This window comes from Streptomyces sp. NL15-2K, assembly GCF_030551255.1.
In the GTDB taxonomy this organism is placed as follows: domain Bacteria; phylum Actinomycetota; class Actinomycetes; order Streptomycetales; family Streptomycetaceae; genus Streptomyces.
Window position 1 is genome coordinate 11,601,270 of the sequence record NZ_CP130630.1, and the last position, 18,412, is coordinate 11,619,681.

Consider the following 18,412-nt stretch of genomic DNA (forward strand, 5'->3'; position numbering starts at 1 on the left):
AGGAGAACCACCATGGCCGCACGCACCGGCAAGGAATACATGGAGCGCCTCGCCGCTTCCCGTCCCACCGTCCACATCCAGGGCGAGACCGTCACCGGCGGCATCCAGGACCACCCCGCCTTCCGCAACGTCGTCCAGACCTACGCCGAACTGTTCGACCTCCAGCACTCGGACGAGCACAAGGACGTCCTCACCTACACCTCGCCCACGTCCGGCGAGCCGGTCGGCACGTCCTTCCTCACCCCGAAGACCCCGGACGACCTGGTCAAGCGCCGCAAGGCGTTCAAGGTGTGGGCCGACCACAGCAACGGCATGCTCGGCCGCACCGGCGACTACATGAACAGCTCCCTGATGGCGCTCGCCTCGGCCGCCGACTGGTTCGCCCAGGCCAACCCTGCCTTCGGCGAGAACATCCGCCGCTACTACAAGAAGGCCCGCGAAGAGGATCTGCTGTGCACGCACACGCTGATCCCGCCGCAGGTCAACCGGGCCGTGGCCGGTACCCAGCAGGCCGGCGGCAAGCTGGCCGCGCGGATCGTGAAGGAGGACGACAACGGCGTGGTGATCCGCGGGGCGCGCATGCTCGCCACCATTGCCCCCTTCGCCGACGAGATGCTCGTCTTCCCCTCGACCGTGCTCCGCGGCACCCCCGAGGACAAGCCGTACTCCTACGCCTTCGCCATCCCGAACGACACCCCCGGCCTGCGCTACATCGCCCGCGAACCGCTGGACTACGACCGCCCCCGGCACGACCACCCCCTCGCCTCCCGCTTCGAGGAATCGGACTGCGTCGTCGTCTTCGACGACGTCCACGTGCCGTACGAGCGCTGCTTCGCCCTCGGCGACGCGGAACTGTGCAACGGCTTCTACTCCCAGACGTCCTCCGTGGTGCACATGACCCATCAGGTCGTCACCCGCACCACCGCCAAGACCGAGTACATCCTCGGCCTGGTGTCGCTGCTGACCGAGGCCATCGGCATCGAGCAGTTCCAGCACGTCCAGGAGGACGTCGCCGAGATCATCACCACGCTGGAGATGCTGCGGGCCTTCCTGCGCGCGGCGGAAGCCGACGCCGAGGTCAACGAGTACGGGGTCCTCACCCCGGCCTTCGCCCCGCTGAACGCCGCCCGCAACCTCTACCCCAAGCTCTACCAGCGCTTCCCGCAGATCCTGCGCAAGCTCGGCGCCTCCGGCCTGATGGCCACCCCGACAGAACTCGACATCCAGGGGCCCGCCGCCGCCGACATCGAGGCGTACCTGCAGTCGGCCACCCTGTCCGGCCCCGAGCGCGTGAAGCTGTTCCGCCTGGTGTGGGACACCTGCGTCTCGGCGTTCTCCAGCCGCCAGGCGCTGTACGAGTACTACTTCTTCGGCGACCCGGTGCGGATGGCCGGCGCCTACGTGAAGAGCTACGACCGCGAGCCGTACAAGGCCAGGGTCCAGGTCTTCCTCGACCGCGCCTGATCCCGGACGGACGACATGACGCACCCGCTCGGAAACTCCCCGTCGAAGATCATCGCTCTGCATCTCAACTACCCAAGCCGCGCCAAAGAGCGTGGCCGGATCCCCGCCCATCCGTCGTACTTCCTCAAGCCCCCCTCGTCGTTGGCGGGCACCAAGGACGCACTCGTCCGCCCCGAGGGATGCGAACTCCTCGGCTTCGAAGGCGAGATCGCCCTCGTCATCGGCTCGCGCGCGCAGCGGGTGAGGCCCGAGGACGGCTGGCAGTACGTGCGATGGGTGACCGCAGCCAACGACGCCGGTGTGTACGACCTGCGCTACGCCGATCGCGGCTCCAACCTCCGCTCCAAGGGCGGAGACGGCTTCACGCCGATCGGGCCGCGACTGCTGGACGCACGCCAACTCGACCCAGCCGCCCTTCGGTTGCAGACCTGGGTCAACGGCGAACTGGTCCAGGACGACACCACGGACACGCTGCTGTTCCCGTTCGGGGAGCTGATCGCGGACCTGTCGAGGCAGGTCACCCTGGAGCCGGGGGACGTCATCCTCACCGGCACGCCGACCGGCGCCTCCGTGGTCGCCCCCGGTGACGTGGTCGAGGTCGAGGTGACCGGAAACGGGCTGTCCACCGGCCGCCTCCGCAATCCCGTCGCCGCCGGGCCCGCCCTGGACCCGTACGGGGCGATGCCCAAGGCCGATCCGGCGGAACGGGAGGCCGCGTACGGGACGGCGTACACTCCCGCGCCCCTGCTGGACAAGCGGTTCGAGGAGGGGCTGCGCTCGGTCGCCGTCGCCACCCTCAGCGCACAGCTCCGTGCCCGCGGCCTGCCGCACATGTCCATCGACGGCGTCCGCCCCACGCTGCCGGACCGGACCATGGTCGGCGTCGCGCACACCCTGCGCTACCTGCCGCTGCGCGAGGACCTCTTCAAGAAGTACGGCAACGGCATGAACGCCCAGAAGCGGGCGATCGAGGAGCTGAGGCCGGGCCACGTGCTCGTCATGGACGCCCGCCGCGACACCTCCGCCGGGACCCTCGGCGACATCCTCGCGCTGCGGGCCCAGATGCGTGGTGCGGCCGGGGTCGTCACCGACGGCGGTCTGCGCGACAGCGCCGCGGTCACCGAACTCGGCCTGCCCGTCTACCACGGCGGGGAGCACCCCTCCGTCCTGGGACGCCGCCACGTCCCGTGGGACTCGGGCGTGCCCATCGCGTGCGGCGGCGCCCTGGTGCAGCCGGGCGACCTGATCGTCGGGGACGCGGACGGTGTCGTGGTCGTACCACCGGACCTGGCCGAGGAGCTGATCGCCGACTGCCGGGAGCAGGAGCTGCGAGAGCGCTTCATCACCGAGCAGGTGCGTGCCGGGCACAGCGTCGACGGGCTGTACCCCCTCGGTCCCGACTGGCGCGAACCGTTCGAACAGTGGCGCCGCAGCCACGCCCCTTCGCAAGAGCCGCAAGGAGAAACCGCATGAAGTTCCGCAGCGATCCCGCCACCATCCGCGGATCCATCGCCCCGGTCGTCACCCCGTTCACCGACGAGGGCGCCGTCGACCACGACAGCCTGCGCTCCCTGATCCGCTTCCAGCTGGAGTCCGGTTCGCACGGCATCTCGCTCGGCGGCTCCACCGGCGAGCCCAGCGCACAAACCGTCGCCGAGCGGATCGCCGCCATGCGTACGGCCGTCGAGGAGACCGGCGACCGGGTGCCCTTCCTGCCCGGCACCGGCTCGCACAAGCTGAACGAGACCCTGGAGCTGACGGCCGCCGCCCAGGACCTGGGAGCGGACGCGGCCCTGGTGATCACCCCCTACTACGCGCGCCCCACCCAGGAGGCGCTGTACAAGTGGTATGCCACGGTGGCCCGGGAGTTCCCGGACCTGCCGATCGTCGCGTACAACGTGCCCTCCCGCACGGCGGTCGACATTGCCCCCGAGACGGTGAGGCGGCTGTTCACCGACTTCGACAACTTCGTCGGAGTCAAGGAGACCACCAAGGACTTCGAGCACTTCTCCCGCGTGCTGCACGCCTGCGGCCGCTCGCTGCTGGTGTGGTCCGGCATCGAACTCCTCTGCCTGCCGCTGCTCGCCCTGGGCGGCGCCGGCTTCGTCAGCGCCGTGGCCAACCTGGCACCGACCGCCGTGGCGAGGATGTACGAGCTGTGGGAGTCGGGGGACTTCGACGGCGCACGGGACCTGCACTACCGCCTGCACCCGCTGGTGGACCTGCTCTTCGTGGAGACCAACCCGGCCCCGGCGAAGTGGGTCCTCGCCCAGCAGGGACGGATCGCCTCGCCTCACGTACGGCCGCCGCTCATCACGCCCACCGCCCCGGGCCTGGCCCGCATCCGCACCCTCCTCACCGAGGGCGGGGACCTGACGCAGCAGCTCGGAACGCAAGCGAACGGAGCCGACAAGTGAGCACCGCCCCCGAGGGTCTGCCCTCGACCATTCGGCACTGGATCGGTGGCGAACTCGTCGACGCGGTCGACGGCCGCACCTTCGACGTCACCGACCCGGTGACCAACACCGCCTACACACAGGCCGCACGGGGTGCGCAGGACGACGTCCAGCGGGCCGTCGAGGCAGCGCAGGCCGCCTTCCCCGGCTGGTCGTCGATATCCAACCGCGAGCGCGCTCGAGTCCTGTACCGCATCGCCGACGCCGTCGAGGCTCGCCACGACCGCCTCGCCCGGTTCGAGTCGTACGACTCGGGTCTGCCGATCACCCAGGCCAAGGGCCAGGCGCGGCGTGCCGCGGAGAACTTCCGCTACTTCGCCGACGTCATCGTCGCGCTCGGCGAGGATGCCTTCCGGCAGGGCGGTGAGCAGTTCAGCTACGTGGTCCGCACCGCGGTCGGGGTAGCCGGCCTGATCACCCCGTGGAACACCCCGTTCATGCTGGAGAGCTGGAAGCTCGCCCCGGCCCTCGCCTCTGGCTGCACGCTCATCCTCAAGCCCGCCGAGTGGACGCCCCTGTCGGCTTCGCTCTGGCCGGAGATCTTCGCCGAGGCGGGCGTGCCGGCCGGAGTCGTGAACATCGTCCACGGCATCGGCGAGGAGGCAGGGCAGGCCCTCGTCGACCACCCCGACGTGCCGCTGATCTCCTTCACAGGCTCGACCGACACGGGCCGCCACATCATCCGTTCCTCGGCCGAGCACCTCAAGACCACGTCGATGGAGCTGGGTGGCAAGTCCCCGGTCGTCGTCTTCGCCGACGCCGACATCGAGGCGGCCCTGGACTCCGTGGTCTTCGGCGTGTTCTCGCTCAACGGCGAGCGCTGCACGGCCGGTTCCCGGGTGCTCGTCGAGCGTCCGCTGTACGAGGAGTTCACCCGCCGACTCGCCGAGCGAGCCGAGCGGGTCAGGGTCGGCCTGCCCTCCGACCCCGCCACCGAGGTGGGGGCGCTGGTCCACACGGAGCACTACGAGCGCGTCCTGAACTACGTGGAGATCGGCAAGAAGGAGGCCCGGCTGGTGGCAGGCGGTATCCGCCCGGACCACCTCACCGAGGGCAACTACCTCCAGCCGACCGTCTTCGCCGACGTGTCCCGTGACGCCCGGATCTTCCAGGAGGAGATCTTCGGCCCCGTCGTGGCCGTCGCGCCCTTCGACGCCGAGGCCGAGGCGATCGAGCTCGCCAACGCCACCCAGTTCGGCCTGGCCGCGTACATCTGGACCTCGGACCTCAAGCGCGGTCACCGCATCGCGCACGCCGTCGAGTCCGGCATGGTCTGGATCAACTCGCACAACGTCCGCGACCTGCGCACCCCCTTCGGTGGTGTGAAGGCTTCCGGCGTCGGCCGGGAGGGCGGCGCCCACAGCATCGACTTCTACACCGAGTCCAAGATCGTCCACGTCGCCCTCGGTGACGTCCACACCCCACGATTCGGAGCCGTCTGATGACTGGAACAGCCGCACCGGACGTCGTGCGCTCGGCCTACGCTCAGCTCGCCGTCACCGACCTGGCCAAGGCCCGCTGGTTCTGGGTGGACATGCTCGGCTTCCACGTCCAGTACGAGGACGCCGACTCCCTCTACCTGCGCGGAACGGATGAACTCACCCATCACTCGCTCGTGCTGCGCAGGGGTGAGATCGCCGCTCTCGACCACATCTCCTACCGCGTCCGCACCCCTGAGGACGTCGACAAGGCGGAGAAGTTCTTCCGCCAACTCGGCCGCCCTGTCAAGCGCTTGAAGAAGGGCGAGGGCACGGTCGGAGTCGGAGACGCCGTACGCGTCGTCGACCCGCTCGGCTTCCCGGTCGAGTTCTTCCACGAGATCGAGCGGGGTGAGCGCCTCATCCAGCGTTACGACCTCCACCGCGGCGCCCAGATCGCCCGCCTCGACCACTTCAACATCTGCACCCCCGACATCCCCGCCGCCTACGCCCACTACCAGTCCCTCGGCTTCGGCTGCTCGGAGACCATCGAGGGCGACGAACACGAGCTGTACGCCGCCTGGATGTACCGCAAACAGACCGTCCACGACGTCGCCTTCACCGGCGGGGCCGGCCCCCGCCTGCACCACCTGGGCGTCGCCACCCACGAGTCCCACCAGGTGCTGCGCACCGCCGACATCTTCGGCGCGCTGCACGAGGAGAAGCACATCGAGCGCGGGCCCGGCCGGCACGGTGTCTCCAACGCCTTCTACGTCTACCTGCGCGATCCCGACGGCCACCGGGTGGAGATCTACACCTCCGACTACTACACCGGCGACCCGGACCACGAGACGTACCGGTGGCACGTCAACGACGACCGCCGCCGCGACTTCTGGGGCAACGCGGTGATCGAGTCCTGGTACAAGGAGGCGACCCCGGTTCTCGACCTCGACGGACGGCAGCAGCCGGTGAGCAGCTCACTGCTGGACGAGTCCGCCGTCCAGGTCGGCGCCGACGGACTCGGCTGACCGCGCGAACAGCTCCGGTGCCGGGTGCGGCACCGGAGCGGCCAGCACGGCGGGGCCGGAGCGTGAATCCGGCCCCGTTGTCCGCCACGGAACCGTTCGGTGGCTGCGTTGAATGCCACGTATCCTATAAAGGATCAAGGAGCCGCCCAAGGCTACGACTTTGTTGTGAGCGTTCGGGCGCGCGCCGAGATTCTCCACCTTGTAGAGCGAGGGGGTGCCATGTCCGAGCCGGCGGCATCGACCACGGCGGTCGCCCGGCCTGCCAAGAGGCTCTCGGCAAGCCGTGAGCGGACCATCCTACGAGCCGTCTACGAGATACTCGCTGAGTCCGGTTACCAGGGATTGCACCACGAGGCCGTGGCGACCCGCGCCAGGACGAGCAAGGCCACGCTGTACCGGCACTGGCCCACCAAGGCGGAACTGGTGACCACGGCCATCAGCTTCCGTCCGGCCGAAGACCTGCGGGTGCCGGACACCGGCACGCTGCGCGGCGATCTTCTGGCATACCTCCAGTTGCTCGCCGAGTGGATGAGTGGCGAGCCAGGCGCTGTGATCAGCGGTCTTTTTGTCACCATGCGCAATGATGCGGAGCTCGCGGCGCTGCTGCGCCCCTTGTTGATCCCCGCTGTACCGCCCGTCCGGGCTGTCTGCGAGCGGGCAGAACGGCGTGGAGAACTCGCCCTGGACCAGGACGTGCGATTCATCGATGAGCTCTGTGCACCTGCCCTGTTCATGCGCCACGCCTTGCTCGGCCAGCCTCTGGATGCGGAGTTCGTCGAGTATCTGGTCGACGACGTTGCCATGCCGCTGCTGACCCGCGCCACGTGACGCGGACTGTCGTCCCGGTCTGCTCCGGGCGGCCCTGGGGGTCGGCCTCGTTCGGGTCAAGCAATGAGCCTGAGGTTGTGAGAGGACGCGTCCAGCGGCGCCGAGCACCGTGGCGTGATCGTTGGCCTCGGCGAAGACGAGCCGTGGGGGAACCGGGCGCGTGGGTGCCCTGCTCGGCGCAGCGCGCCTGTATTCGACGGCGGTGCTGGCCCGCCCTTGCAGAGGTAGAGCTCGCGGTCGATCGGCACCTCGCTCAGCAGACCGCGCACCATCGCCCGCAGGTGCTCCCGCGATGCCGGACCCGCAAACACATCGCCCCCGACGTGCACAGCGCCTCCAACTTCCCCCCATGCACGAATTTACGTCCTCCTCGAAGAGGTCAGCGGCCCGCATGCGTACCTCTTCGCGGCGCTTGCGCCCCTCGGCGGCCAGCCCGCCCCTATCCGGATATCGCATACCTCCGGGCTTACAGCCAAGACGGGCCTGTCACCGGGTCCGGCGAAGACCAGACGCTCTAACGTCAAGGTCAGTAAGCGCCTGAGCGAGGCCATCGGCGTATTCGTTGATGTGTTGGAGGAAGCGAAGCCTGGCGCCTTTGCGGTTGCTGGGGGTCTGCAACTGTCCGATGGCGGCGACCAGGGCCTTGGTGCTTTGCTGTGTTTCGCGGAGTGCTGCGACCGGTGGGCTGTGCAGATGGTCGCCTTGGGTGACGCGAGCCCACACGAGCGCGGTTACCGCTGCCCGGGTCAAGGGCGACTCCACGTTGGCAAGACGGACCATGCCTACCCTGAGTGCAGCAAGGTCCTCGTGAGGGATCTGCCAGGTACTCAGCGTTTGTCGACGCGCAGCGAAATCGACGGGCAGTGCGTCCGTATCCAATTCCTGCGCGACGGTCTCGATCGCCGTGTCGAACTGGGACCATAGGCCACTGACAGCAGACTTCGCTTGAGGATAATCAGGCTACGTTGGGCGGTGATCCACGGTATTTTCAGGATCTCGGCGCATTGTGGCCAGGTTCCGCCGCCGGCCATTTCGACGAGCTTGAGGGAAGCTACTCGGCGGAGATGGCGTGGCTTCCAGACATCCCCGGGGTCCCAGAGGGACGTCAGATCGCCGAAGTGCGTGCCGATCCAGGCTTCCGGCAAGAGAGCGGGGACATGCTCAATCCCGAAATGGCACTGACGTGAGGGCACGTGCTGTCTGGCGTGGTGATGGCCGCCGGCACGGTAGAAAACCGTGGCACCGGCCTACGCGTCCTCGCCGTGTGCCCCGGCGCCACGAAGACCGAGTTCTACGACGCCGCCGGCAGCGAGACGGCCGACTACGGCGCGAAGCGAGTCACCCCCGAGCATGTCGTCAAGATGGCCCTGGACACGCTCGACCGCCGCTCCGCGCCCCCGTCGGTGATCACCAACGGCCGCCCGATCGCCCTCGCCGGCAAGATCCTGCCGCGCCGCCTGATCGTCCGGTTCATGGGCCGCATGGCCCGCCGCTAACCGGAGGCCGCCGCTCTCGGCGACCCGCTCCACGTCCCAGGCGGCACTGCTCCTCCGTCGTCCCCACCAGCAGCAAAGGATCTGTTGGGGTGCGCATCAGTCGGCCGTCTTTTGGCTTGCGGAAGGCGGGCGCCTCGTGCGGACGGGTGAGAGCGACGGGTCGACGACCGGCGCGGTCACCGCTCCGGGGCCTGACGACGGTTGAGTGGTCCTCGGCGTCCTGCCGCGCCGCTGCCCTCGCGTCGATGGCACTGGCGTGGGGCACCGAGCATCGGCATCGACGGGATGCCTTCGGCGGTGAGGGCGAGTGAGGCGGCGCTGGGTGTGGTGTCCGACGTTCGCCTCGTCGGCAGGGCTTCGGGGTGCCTACATTGCGTCATGGATGCAGTCGGCAGTGGGTTTGATCAGCGTAGGGGGGAAGGCCGATGATATTACGTATGTAATATTAAGTGGTGGTCAGTTGACGGCGAGCAGGCCCTCATCTCTGGAGGCGCATCGTTGCCGCCGGCGGACTCAGGCCATCAACCAGAAGTGGCCGGGTAGCGGGGCTGTCGCCTTTGAGGCCTCGCGGCAGCGGGCTCTGGCCAGGCATGAGTGCGGTGTCGGTTCAAGCGGTGCGCCGGTTCACCGGCGCGCTCGCGGAACGGCAGGCGTAGTGGTGCTCAGTGCGTGGAGGTCAGGGCGCCTCGGAAGGTGCGCCGGTAGGCGAGTGGTGAGACGCCGATGGCGGCGTGCAGGTGTTCGCGCAGCGACGTGCCTCCGGCGAAGCCGACTTGGCCGGCGATCTCGTCCACCGGCAGGTCGGTGGTTTCCAGGAGGTGCCGTGCCCGGTCGACGCGCTGCTGGATCAGCCAGCGTCCCGGGCTCATGCCCACCTCTTCGGTGAAGCGGCGGGCGAAGGTGCGCAGGCTCATGTGGGAGTGCTCGGCGAGGTCCGCCAGGACCATCGGCTCGTGGAGGTTCTCCAGGGCCCACTGGCGGGCGGCGGCCGTTCCGCTGGCCGTGGTTGGGGGTGCCGGGTGCTGGATGTACTGCGCCTGACCTCCGTCGCGCCATGGAGGGACGATGCACATGCGGGCCACCTGATTGGCGACTTCGCTGCCATGGTCCTTGCGGATGAGGTGCAGGCAGACATCGAGCCCGGAGGCGGCGCCTGCTGCGGTCAGGATGTCCCCGTCGTCGATGAACAGGGCGTCCGGATCGAGTGCGACCTGGGGGAACCATGAGCGGAAGAGGTCCGCGACCACCCAGTGGGTGGTGGCCGGCCGGCCGTCGAGGAGACCGGCTGCGGCGAGGACGAAGGCGCCGGTGCAGATCGATACGAGGCGACGGCCCGGAGCCGGGGACACGAGCGCCTGCGTCACGGCTTCCGACACTTCGCGGGTCACTGATGTGGAGGTGAAAGGTGGGATGACGACGGTGTCGGCGGTGTGCAGTACATCCGGGCCATGCTCGACGGTGATCGAGAAGTCGGAGTTGGTGCGGACCGGGCGGCCGTCGACGGTGCACGTGAGGACCTCGTAGCGGCCGTCTGTGGCTCCGAAGACCCGGCTGGGGATGCCCAGTTCGAAGGGGTACACCCCGTCGATGGCCAGAACTACGACTCGGTGAAGGTGCGCCATGGCGTGATCCCGTCGAAAGTTGGCATTCGTGCCATTGTAGCGTGCGGCGGCGGCCAGGCTCGGCACATGACGAACACCGCCACCAGGCGGCCCACCGATCAACTCATCTACGAATCCCCCGAGTCCGGAGAAGAGAGCCCCGTGAACACCACCGCATTCGCCCGCCGCCGTACCCTCGCCGCCGCACTCATGGTTGTCGCCCTCACCGGTGCCGCTGCCGTGCCCGCCGAACGCCGACGCTTCCGCCGCACATCGCGAAGCTCCCGGCCGCGATCGAGCCGCGGAAATTTCCAGCGCCGGATACGGCGATAGCGCCCGGCTCGGCTACCAGAAGGCGGTCGCCGTCCAGCTTCTCAAGGGTGTCTTCGAGCGGGGCGACACATCCGTCGTCGACCGTTTCGTACGGCCGGACTACATCCAGCACAACCCGCTGGCCCCCGACGGCGCCGAGGCCCTCAAGTATTTCGGTGCCTTCCAGCGGCAGCAGTACCCGGACCTGAGGTACGACATCAAGCGGGTCATCTCGGAGGGCGACCTGGTGCTCGTGCACTCGAACATCGTCCTGACCCCTGGCACCCGCGGGGTGGCCGCGTTCGACATCTTCCGTTTCCAGGGCGGGAAGATCGCCGAGCACTGGGACGTGCTGCAGGCGGTGCCGGCGACCACGGCCAACGGCAACGACATGTTCTCCACGGTCAGTCGGCCGCGGACCGAGGCGCCGGGTCGCGCGTGGCTCACCGCGTACAACAAGAGGCTGGTCACCTCATTCGTCGACCGGCTCCTGATGAACAAGGACCTGTCCGCCGTCGAATCGTACGTGGGCCCCGAGTATGACCAGCACAACCCGAACATCCCCGACGGCGTGGCAGGTGTTAAGGCCGGGCTGGGCGCCTACTTCGCACAGTTCCCGCAGTTGAGGGTCACCCCGAAGCGGATCATCGCCGAGGGCGACCTGGTGGCCGTCCACAGCCACTACGTCGAGACCCCGGGCGAGCGCGGCCGGGCGGTCATCGACCTCTTCCGGGTCAGGGACGGAAAGATCGTCGAGCACTGGGACGCCGTGCAGGACGTGCCGGAGTCCGCCGCCAACGACAACACGATGTTCTGACGGCTTCAGGGGTCGTAGCGGTTGCGCTACGACCCCTGGTCAGCGCCTGCAACTGACCTTCACCTTCAGTTCCTCAGTACATCGCACCTGACCTGCCGTCTCGGATACACGCGTCCGTCCTCGTCCTCGGACACGTCGTCACGCGCTGTTCCAGTCTCCTGCCGCCGGTGCGGACACAGCCCCTCGGGGCGTACCCGAATCCGTCGCTGCGACACGCATCCGCGGCTGCGCCTCACGCATTTTCCACCCCCATGAACTCAGCAGAACGCAGCACGGGAGCAGAATTCATGCCGCACAAAGACTCTGGAGATCGAAGATCGCGGGGCCGTCCTGATCGTCCGGGTCGACGGCGGCCGGCACCAGGTGTTCGGCCTCGACATCGCCCCATCAGCTGGACAAGCTGGTGGCCCGGGCCGACCGCGATCCGGATATCCGTGCCGTCGTCTTCACCGGGGCGCATCCCGAGCGGTTCGTCAGCCATGCCGCGGTCCGGTGGCTGCAGGAGGAGTCCGCCGCGAGCCCCTCGGTCGGCCTGCGCGGTGCCACCGCCGCCGTAGCGCAGCGAAGTACCTGGACCGCGCCCCTGTCATCGGGTCCGTGCTGCGCAGGACCCACCGGAAATCCTCCTCGGAATCATCCCGGGTGGGGGCGGCACTCAGCGGCTGAACTCGCCTTGTCGGCACCCACCGGTCCTTGGCCGCGATCCTCGAGGGCAAGCCGTTCACGCTTGCGGAGGCTCTCGCTAACGGGGCGGTCGACCGGGTCGTTCCGCAGCAAAAGGTGCTCGCGGGCTGAAGGAGCGCACGGACAACCGGGACAAGAACATCTCACTGCCCTCGCTACGTGCCCAGCTGAAGGCCGTCAAACGATGGGGCCGCCAGGCACCGTCAGATCTGTCGGTAATTCGCCGACCGGTGAATCTTCCAGTACCACGAGGACTTCGTCGCAAGGGCGCTTTCGTTCCTCGAATCCTGAGCCTGATCGGATGACGTCGGAACGGGCCTCACATTCGCCGTACTGATGCCCGGACCAGAGACACGAGGGGATCTCCGGCCGATCTGCGCCTCCGCAGCGCCTGGTAACTCCGACATCTGCTGGTAAAGCCCCGCCAGTTGCCGCGTTTCACTGCCGTGCCGTGAGCAGGGAAGACGCAGCCTGCCGCCTGCCGCCTGCCGCCTTCCCTGCCGTGCACAGGTCGGCGTTGGCTGTCAGTTGTCGAACAGTTGAAGGGCGCTGAGCCAGATTGCCCACGGGTTCACACGCTCGGGATAGCGCTCCTTCAGCGCGTTGAAGTATTCCGCGGGGTTCGTGGCCTGCTTGAGGACGACAGCGGCGACGTCGAGATAGCCTCGCGTTTCTTCAATGTCCGATGCGGGATTTCCGCGTTGCGTGTCCCTGTGACTGGCCACCACGAACTGTGGATTCAAGGCGGCGACCTTGTCGAGGGCCTGGTGCCACGCGTCCACGCCGCCGTCTCGGTCTTCTCCGAGGTCCCTGACCCGGTCCTTCCGCTTCGGGCCTCTCCTCGCTGAACAAGCCAACCGGTGGCTCGCGTTCACCGACGCGCCCATCCGGCTGACCGGCACCGAGGCGATCCCCACGAAGGTCGGCCCCGTTACCTCCCCGGACGCCGTGCTGTGCCGCACCAACTTCGGCGCCATGACCGAAGTCATGAGGCTGCTGGACTCAGGCCACCGCGTCGCGCTGGCGCTGGCGGCACGGGACCTCAAAGAGGGCCGCCGCACCGCCCACCCCGAGCTCGTTCTCTTCGCCTCCTGGGGAGAGCTGCAGGAGTACGCGGATCACGATCCCGCAGGCTGTGATCTGCAGTATTTCGTCGAACTCGTCGACCAGCACGGGCCCGAGGCCATCATCACCGCGGTCCACGCACTGACCGGCGAGGACAAGGCCGACGTCACGGTCTCCACGGCTCACAAAGCCAAAGGCCGGGAATGGCCCGCAGTCAAGATCGCTGATGGCTCCCCCCGGCCCCCGGCCCCCGGACAGCGACCGACACGACGACTGTGGTCGCCCGATCCCGGAGCCCGTGAGCGAAACGGAAGCCCGCCTCGCCTACGTTGTCGTGACACGCGCCCGCAGTCGACTTGATCTCGGTGGTCTTGCCTGGATCGATGATCTTCCAGCCGCCTCGGAGCCCGAGTGACGAGCCCAAGGACTGCCAAGAGGTTCTTCGTTATCGCTGGCGGTGTGGCTGTCGCGGCGCTGGATGAGTACCGCTCAGCGCTCCTTATTGTCCCGGTCCGAAGCCTTCGGGCTGCGTTACGGCCCGCATGTTGGCCTTCGGCATCCGGAGGACGGACTTCACGTAGGGCGCGGATTCAGGTGGTGGGGCGGAAGTGCACGCTGACGGCATAGCCGCCGCCTTGACAGTAGGGCTCGCCGCCCCAGGTGGCGTAGCGCTGGCGCAGGATCAGTCCGGCCTGGGCGCACCAGTGATCGAACTCCGTCAGAGTCACGGGAGGCTCCGGCAGCGGCAGGTGTGCCGCGTCCAGCCCCATGCCCGTGACCAGCAGTCCGCCGGGGCGCAGGACGGCAGCCAGTTGCCGTACGACGGCTGATTCGGTGCCGGAGGCCAGCAGGGGGATGACGTTCCCGGCGGCAACCACCAGGTCGAAGTCCGGTTTCAGGCCGAGGTCATCCAGGTGCGCCAGGTCGCCGTGGAGCCATTCCAGCGCGGGGGCGTCACCGCGGGCGACAGCGAGCATGGAAAGGTCGGTGTCCACGCCGGTGCAGTGGTAGCCCAGCTCAGCGAGCCGGATCGCGACCCGGCCGGTGCCGCAGCCGGCGTCGAGGATCCGGGCGGCGGGCTTCAGCAGTGCGGCGCAGAAGGCGGCCTCGCCGTGGATGTCATGGCCCGTTTCGGCGAGCCGCGCGAAACGCTGGGCGTACTTCTCTCCGGCTTGTCCGCCTGTCAGTTCCGCCCAGCGGTCGCGTTGCCTGCTCATGTTATGCGTGCCTTCCGGTCAGCCTCGGTAGCAGAGGCCAATACGCTGCCATCGCGCTTGATCGTAAGTAAAGACCTCGGAGCCTGCTACGAAGGTACGCGGGCGCGGCTCGTTTCAGCGAGCAGTCGCCGGACCGGATCAGGCCAGTACGTCTGCGGACGCGGCGAATTCGATGTCGTCCCGTAACCCATAACCCGGATGACCGTGCGTTCGTCGACGCGGGCCGAGTTTCGCCGTCCGCCTCGGTCTGATGCCTGGCGAAGTCCCTGGCCGCCGCACGCGCACATGCGGCCATCGCCGAGCGGCACGGAGCTGTTCTCACGAGCTGGAGCGTCTCACAGTGAGACTCCCCCCTTCGACGCCTCCGGCATGCTCAGGACGACGTGCCAAGGCGGAGCGTGACGCATGGAGGGGACATGGCCAAACAGCCGTGGGGGCACCGAGAACGGCTGCTGGCCCTGGGCGGGTTCGGGGTCCTGCCGGCGGTGTGCGGTGTAGTGGCGACGGTGGCGGGTGCCCAGTCCGGACCCGGGGTCGCCCTCACGGGTGCCGTACTCGGCTGCTGGGAGGCGTGCGGCCTATGGCTGTGGAACGCCCGGACCGGAAGAGCGAGGAAGGGCACACGACGCTGACTACCTCACCCGCCGAACCGGACGCTGTCGGCGCCACGTCACCTCCCGCCGTCACCCCTTCTCCGGCCCCAGCCGGATCCCGTACGCCGTGATCTTGCGGTAGATCGTCGCCCGGGAGATACCCAGCGCCTTTGCCGCCTTCGCCTTGTCTCCGCCGTGGTCGAGGAGGGACCGGACGATCAGGTCGCGTTCCGTGGACTCCCAGGCGGACAAGGGATGTTGAGCCTGGGAGAGCAGGGACGGCGGGAGGTCGGACTCCTCGATGTCGCTGAACCTAGTTGACATCAGCGCAGGTCACGAATGTTGCCTAGTGCCAATCGGCCATCCCGGTCACACGTGTTGTGACCACAGACGTTAGTTGTCACAGCCTCGGGCGCCCTGTATGACGTCACCAACGTCCTCTACAAGCGGCTGTTCGCCGAAATCGACACTGGTCAGCCCGGCGTCGCTGCCGAGTTCGCGTGGGAGGCGCTTCTCGCGATCGCAGACGCTTGGCGAGATGCGCCCAATGTGCCCGCTGAGCTGCGGAAGCTGGTATTCGATGCTGCCCTGCGGCGGGCCTGAGCCTGGGTTCTGCCATCACACTCTCAGACGGAGCTGCGGGCCTCTTCGTAGTCCGGCTCCGGTATCGGACCGTGCTTCTTTCCGGCAGCAGGCAAGGTAATCAGCAGCACAGCTGCTCCGAGGAGTGCGATGACCGCGATCCAGCCCGCGCCGACGTGCATAGCATGGATAAACGCATTATCAGCAGCCTGAGCAAGAGTGGGCCGGTGGATAGCGGTGGCGATGTGGCGGGCCTGTTCGGCGGAAACTCGCGCCTGATCCTGCACCGGACCGGGTGCACCCTCCAGCGAAGGTTCGATCGCACGTCGGTACGTGATCGACATGATCGTGCCGCCTACTGCGATTCCGATCACACTGCCGGTTTGTCGCACGGTGTTGGTGACGGCCGATCCGGCACCGGCCTGTTCCAACGGCAGGTTGCTGATCAATGCGGCCGTAACGGGGCCGATCACCATGCCGATCGAGAGACCCTGTATCAACAACAGGATCTCGATCAAGACGAGTGGAGTTTGGAGTCCGAGGAACCCGTACCCGCCCATGGTCAGCGCAGCCACGGTTAGCGCCGGCACGGTGACAAGGCGTAGCGACAGGCGGCGAACCAGGCGCGAGGCAAGGGGTGCCCCCGCGAGCGCGCCGAATGCGGTCGGGATATTGGCCAAACCCGCCTTCATCGGCGAAAATCCGAGCGCGCCTTGCAGGTAGAACGCGTTATAGAAAGTGATGGCGGCCACAGCAAAGAGCAGCAATCCGAGCGCCACATTGCCGCCACCGAATGTGCGTTGCGCGAGCAGGCGCGGATCAAAGCTGGGCACCTTGACACGCAGTTCGACGAGTACGAAAACGGCCAGCAGAACCAGACCGAAAACGATCGGCGCCCAGACGTCGGTACGACTCCACACAGCCACTTGCCCCGCCCGGATCAGCCCGTAGGCCAACGCCACGAGCCCACTGATCGACAGCAACATTCCAGCGGGGTCCAGTGGCCGCAGAGTGGGGCTACGGAAATTCGGAACCAGCACGGCGAGCCCGACCAACGCCAATACCGCGACCGGGACATTGATCAGAAAGACCGAGCCCCACCAGAAATGATCGAGCAAGAACCCCGCCAGCACCGGGCCGACGGCCATTCCGACACCGGCCGACGTCGAGAAAACGCCGATCGCGGCAGCCCGCGCAGGGCCAGTAAAGCTCCACATAAGGATGGCCAACATGGCAGGCGTGATCAGCGCGCTGCCCACCCCCATCGCAGCTCGAGCTGCAATCAGCTGGCCCGCATCGCTTGCGCACGCCGCCCACAGCGAGGACCCGGCGAAGATCACCAACCCACTGGAAAACACAGTCCGGTGACCGAACCGATCGCTCAATGCGCCTGCAGTGAACATCAATGTGGCGAAGGTCAGAGTGTACGAACCGGTCGCCCATTGCAGCTGACCGGGATTGGCCCCCAGTCCACGGACCGGGTCTGCAAGGGTCTCCAGCGTAGTACTCAGGACAGTATTGTCCAGCCAAATCAGCAGCGAACACAACATAAGAACGACAAGAATCAACTGCTGCCTGAACTTCGGCAACGTTGGAGGCGCGGTCATGAACACCTTCGGATATCGATCGGCGGGAACCTGAACGACTGGACCATAAGCAAACTCCACGGCGCCGTCAAGCTTAGAGTTTCTTGTCAATACTGTTGCGGCCGAAGGGGCTATATGCCCTCTGCCGGATTTGCGGACTGAACAATTTTGTGCCCTCTGATGGATTTGTGAGTTGAAGGATTTCATGACTTCCGGAGGGTTGCGACTGGGCGGATTTCATGCCCTCCAGTGAGCTGTCGCACCGCGTCCTGCGACCCCAGCTCGGTGCCCACGCCAAACCGCAGCTCCTGCCCGCCCAAGACTGTCGGAACACTGGCAGGCGTCAGCCTTCTTCAGCAGGTCACGAACCCGGGCGTCTCCGAAGGCCGCATCTGTCCAACAGGCGGCATCCCGGTCCAGGGCAAGGGGTGCCAGGAATGGGTGATCGGGTCCTGGAAGTAGACGCTGCGGCGGTCCCGCGGGTCGCACGCGCGACCGCCGGCAGCGCCGTGCGCTTCCACCAGGGGCCCGAACGCCACCGGTCTGGCGGCCGCAGCGGCCACCAAGTCCTCCTGCAGTCCGAGCGGATCCTGCGTCGGCCGCCCTGGGCCGACAACTGGTCCAGAGCGCCGTAGACGTGCGGCCGCCAGCCAGCCACCACGCTGTACCGCCAGCCAGCCGCGGCCGCTCGCGCCTGGCGTCGATCCCCACGAAATGCGCCGGCACCAGCTCGTAGAACAGCTCCGGCGAAGCAGTAGCTCGAACAGCAGTTGACGGATGATGCCGAACGCCCGCTCGCAGGCGGTCGCTGACGGACGCCTCCGTGATCTGGCCGACCGGACGGCTGGTACCGCACCGGCGACATCGTCCGCGCGCATTCCTCGGGCAACCTCGTCATCGAGGGACGCGACAAGGACCTCATCAATCGGGGTGGCGAGAAGATCTCCGCCGAGAAGGTCGAGAACCTCATCTACCGCCTGCCCGGTGTCGCCCGCGTCGCCGCCGTCGCGAAGCCCGCCCCGGACCTGGGGCGCGGGTGTGCGTGGTGGTGGTCGTCGAACCGGGCACCGACCTGATCCTCGTATTGGTCCGCGCCGCCCTCACCGCGATGCAGGTGGCCCGCTACAAACTCCCCGAAGACCTACTGGTCATGGACGAACTTCCGCTGACGAAGATCGGCAAGAAGCGTCTGCGGGATGTCGTCCATGGCAAGTCAGACTCCGTCGAGGGGGTGTGACGGCGTTCGCCGGCGCAGAGGGCGGGCC

The 18,412-nt window shown here is 67.6% G+C and carries 15 protein-coding genes and 1 pseudogene; 11 read left to right on the forward strand and 5 right to left on the reverse strand.

Annotated elements, in window-relative coordinates; all coding sequences use genetic code 11:
* Window positions 1–12 precede the first annotated feature (12 nt).
* The 7 genes from hpaB to Q4V64_RS50740 all read left to right on the forward strand — a co-directional run bounded on the left by hpaB (window position 13) and on the right by Q4V64_RS50740 (window position 8,690).
* Entirely contained in the window at window positions 13–1,464 is a 1,452-nt protein-coding gene (hpaB, locus tag Q4V64_RS50710) for a 4-hydroxyphenylacetate 3-monooxygenase, oxygenase component (protein WP_124436794.1), read from the forward strand.
* Between the two features lie 15 nt (window positions 1,465–1,479).
* Window positions 1,480–2,937, forward strand: coding sequence for a fumarylacetoacetate hydrolase family protein (locus tag Q4V64_RS50715; protein WP_124436793.1), 1,458 nt, complete (start codon window positions 1,480–1,482; stop codon window positions 2,935–2,937).
* Window positions 2,934–3,881: a 4-hydroxy-tetrahydrodipicolinate synthase gene (dapA, locus tag Q4V64_RS50720; RefSeq protein WP_124436792.1), complete on the forward strand. Its 948-nt coding sequence runs from the start codon at window positions 2,934–2,936 to the stop codon at window positions 3,879–3,881. Before Q4V64_RS50715 ends, dapA begins: the two co-directional genes overlap by 4 nt.
* Window positions 3,878–5,362, forward strand: a complete 1,485-nt coding sequence (gene hpaE, locus Q4V64_RS50725) for a 5-carboxymethyl-2-hydroxymuconate semialdehyde dehydrogenase (RefSeq protein ID WP_124436791.1) — start codon at window positions 3,878–3,880, stop codon at window positions 5,360–5,362. The genes dapA and hpaE overlap by 4 nt, the downstream gene beginning before the upstream one ends.
* Window positions 5,362–6,366 carry a 3,4-dihydroxyphenylacetate 2,3-dioxygenase gene (hpaD, locus tag Q4V64_RS50730; protein ID WP_124436790.1) on the forward strand — a complete coding sequence of 335 codons (1,005 nt, stop codon included), beginning with the start codon at window positions 5,362–5,364 and terminating at the stop codon, window positions 6,364–6,366. The genes hpaE and hpaD overlap by 1 nt, the downstream gene beginning before the upstream one ends.
* A gap of 219 nt (window positions 6,367–6,585) precedes the next feature.
* Window positions 6,586–7,194 carry a TetR/AcrR family transcriptional regulator gene (locus Q4V64_RS50735; RefSeq protein WP_124436789.1) on the forward strand — a complete coding sequence of 203 codons (609 nt, stop codon included), beginning with the start codon at window positions 6,586–6,588 and terminating at the stop codon, window positions 7,192–7,194.
* A 1,193-nt stretch (window positions 7,195–8,387) separates the two neighbouring features.
* Window positions 8,388–8,690, forward strand: coding sequence for a hypothetical protein (locus Q4V64_RS50740; protein ID WP_124436788.1), 303 nt, complete (start codon window positions 8,388–8,390; stop codon window positions 8,688–8,690).
* 662 nt (window positions 8,691–9,352) lie between these two features.
* Here Q4V64_RS50740 and Q4V64_RS50745 read toward each other — a convergent pair.
* Window positions 9,353–10,312, reverse strand: a complete 960-nt coding sequence (locus tag Q4V64_RS50745; protein WP_124436787.1) for a helix-turn-helix domain-containing protein — start codon at window positions 10,310–10,312, stop codon at window positions 9,353–9,355.
* 208 nt (window positions 10,313–10,520) lie between these two features.
* On the opposite strand from Q4V64_RS50745, the gene Q4V64_RS50750 reads away from it, so the two are divergent.
* Window positions 10,521–11,420, forward strand: coding sequence for a nuclear transport factor 2 family protein (locus Q4V64_RS50750; RefSeq protein ID WP_253266631.1), 900 nt, complete (start codon window positions 10,521–10,523; stop codon window positions 11,418–11,420).
* A 1,208-nt stretch (window positions 11,421–12,628) separates the two neighbouring features.
* Here Q4V64_RS50750 and Q4V64_RS55870 read toward each other — a convergent pair.
* A complete protein-coding gene (locus Q4V64_RS55870; RefSeq protein WP_253266630.1) occupies window positions 12,629–12,886 on the reverse strand; it encodes a hypothetical protein in 258 nt (85 codons plus the stop codon).
* Between the two features lie 25 nt (window positions 12,887–12,911).
* Between Q4V64_RS55870 and Q4V64_RS50760 the strand changes: the two are divergent.
* A pseudogene (locus Q4V64_RS50760) lies at window positions 12,912–13,584 on the forward strand (3'-5' exonuclease); the annotation flags it as partial.
* A gap of 175 nt (window positions 13,585–13,759) precedes the next feature.
* On the opposite strand, the gene Q4V64_RS50765 reads toward Q4V64_RS50760, so the two are convergent.
* The gene (locus Q4V64_RS50765; RefSeq protein ID WP_124436785.1) at window positions 13,760–14,386 is read right to left on the reverse strand and encodes a class I SAM-dependent methyltransferase; all 627 of its coding nucleotides are present in this window, start codon (window positions 14,384–14,386) and stop codon (window positions 13,760–13,762) included.
* A 416-nt stretch (window positions 14,387–14,802) separates the two neighbouring features.
* On the opposite strand from Q4V64_RS50765, the gene Q4V64_RS50770 reads away from it, so the two are divergent.
* Window positions 14,803–15,018 carry a hypothetical protein gene (locus tag Q4V64_RS50770; protein ID WP_124436784.1) on the forward strand — a complete coding sequence of 72 codons (216 nt, stop codon included), beginning with the start codon at window positions 14,803–14,805 and terminating at the stop codon, window positions 15,016–15,018.
* Window positions 15,019–15,069: 51 nt separating this feature from the next.
* Here Q4V64_RS50770 and Q4V64_RS50775 read toward each other — a convergent pair whose 3' ends face one another.
* Together Q4V64_RS50775 and Q4V64_RS50780 are read right to left on the reverse strand one after the other, a co-directional pair.
* Window positions 15,070–15,303, reverse strand: coding sequence for a helix-turn-helix domain-containing protein (locus Q4V64_RS50775; protein ID WP_124436783.1), 234 nt, complete (start codon window positions 15,301–15,303; stop codon window positions 15,070–15,072).
* A 302-nt stretch (window positions 15,304–15,605) separates the two neighbouring features.
* Window positions 15,606–17,228 carry an MFS transporter gene (locus Q4V64_RS50780; protein WP_303715037.1) on the reverse strand — a complete coding sequence of 541 codons (1,623 nt, stop codon included), beginning with the start codon at window positions 17,226–17,228 and terminating at the stop codon, window positions 15,606–15,608.
* A gap of 964 nt (window positions 17,229–18,192) precedes the next feature.
* On the opposite strand from Q4V64_RS50780, the gene Q4V64_RS50785 reads away from it, so the two are divergent.
* A complete protein-coding gene (locus Q4V64_RS50785) occupies window positions 18,193–18,384 on the forward strand; it encodes a hypothetical protein (RefSeq protein WP_216377509.1) in 192 nt (63 codons plus the stop codon).
* Window positions 18,385–18,412 lie beyond the last annotated feature (28 nt).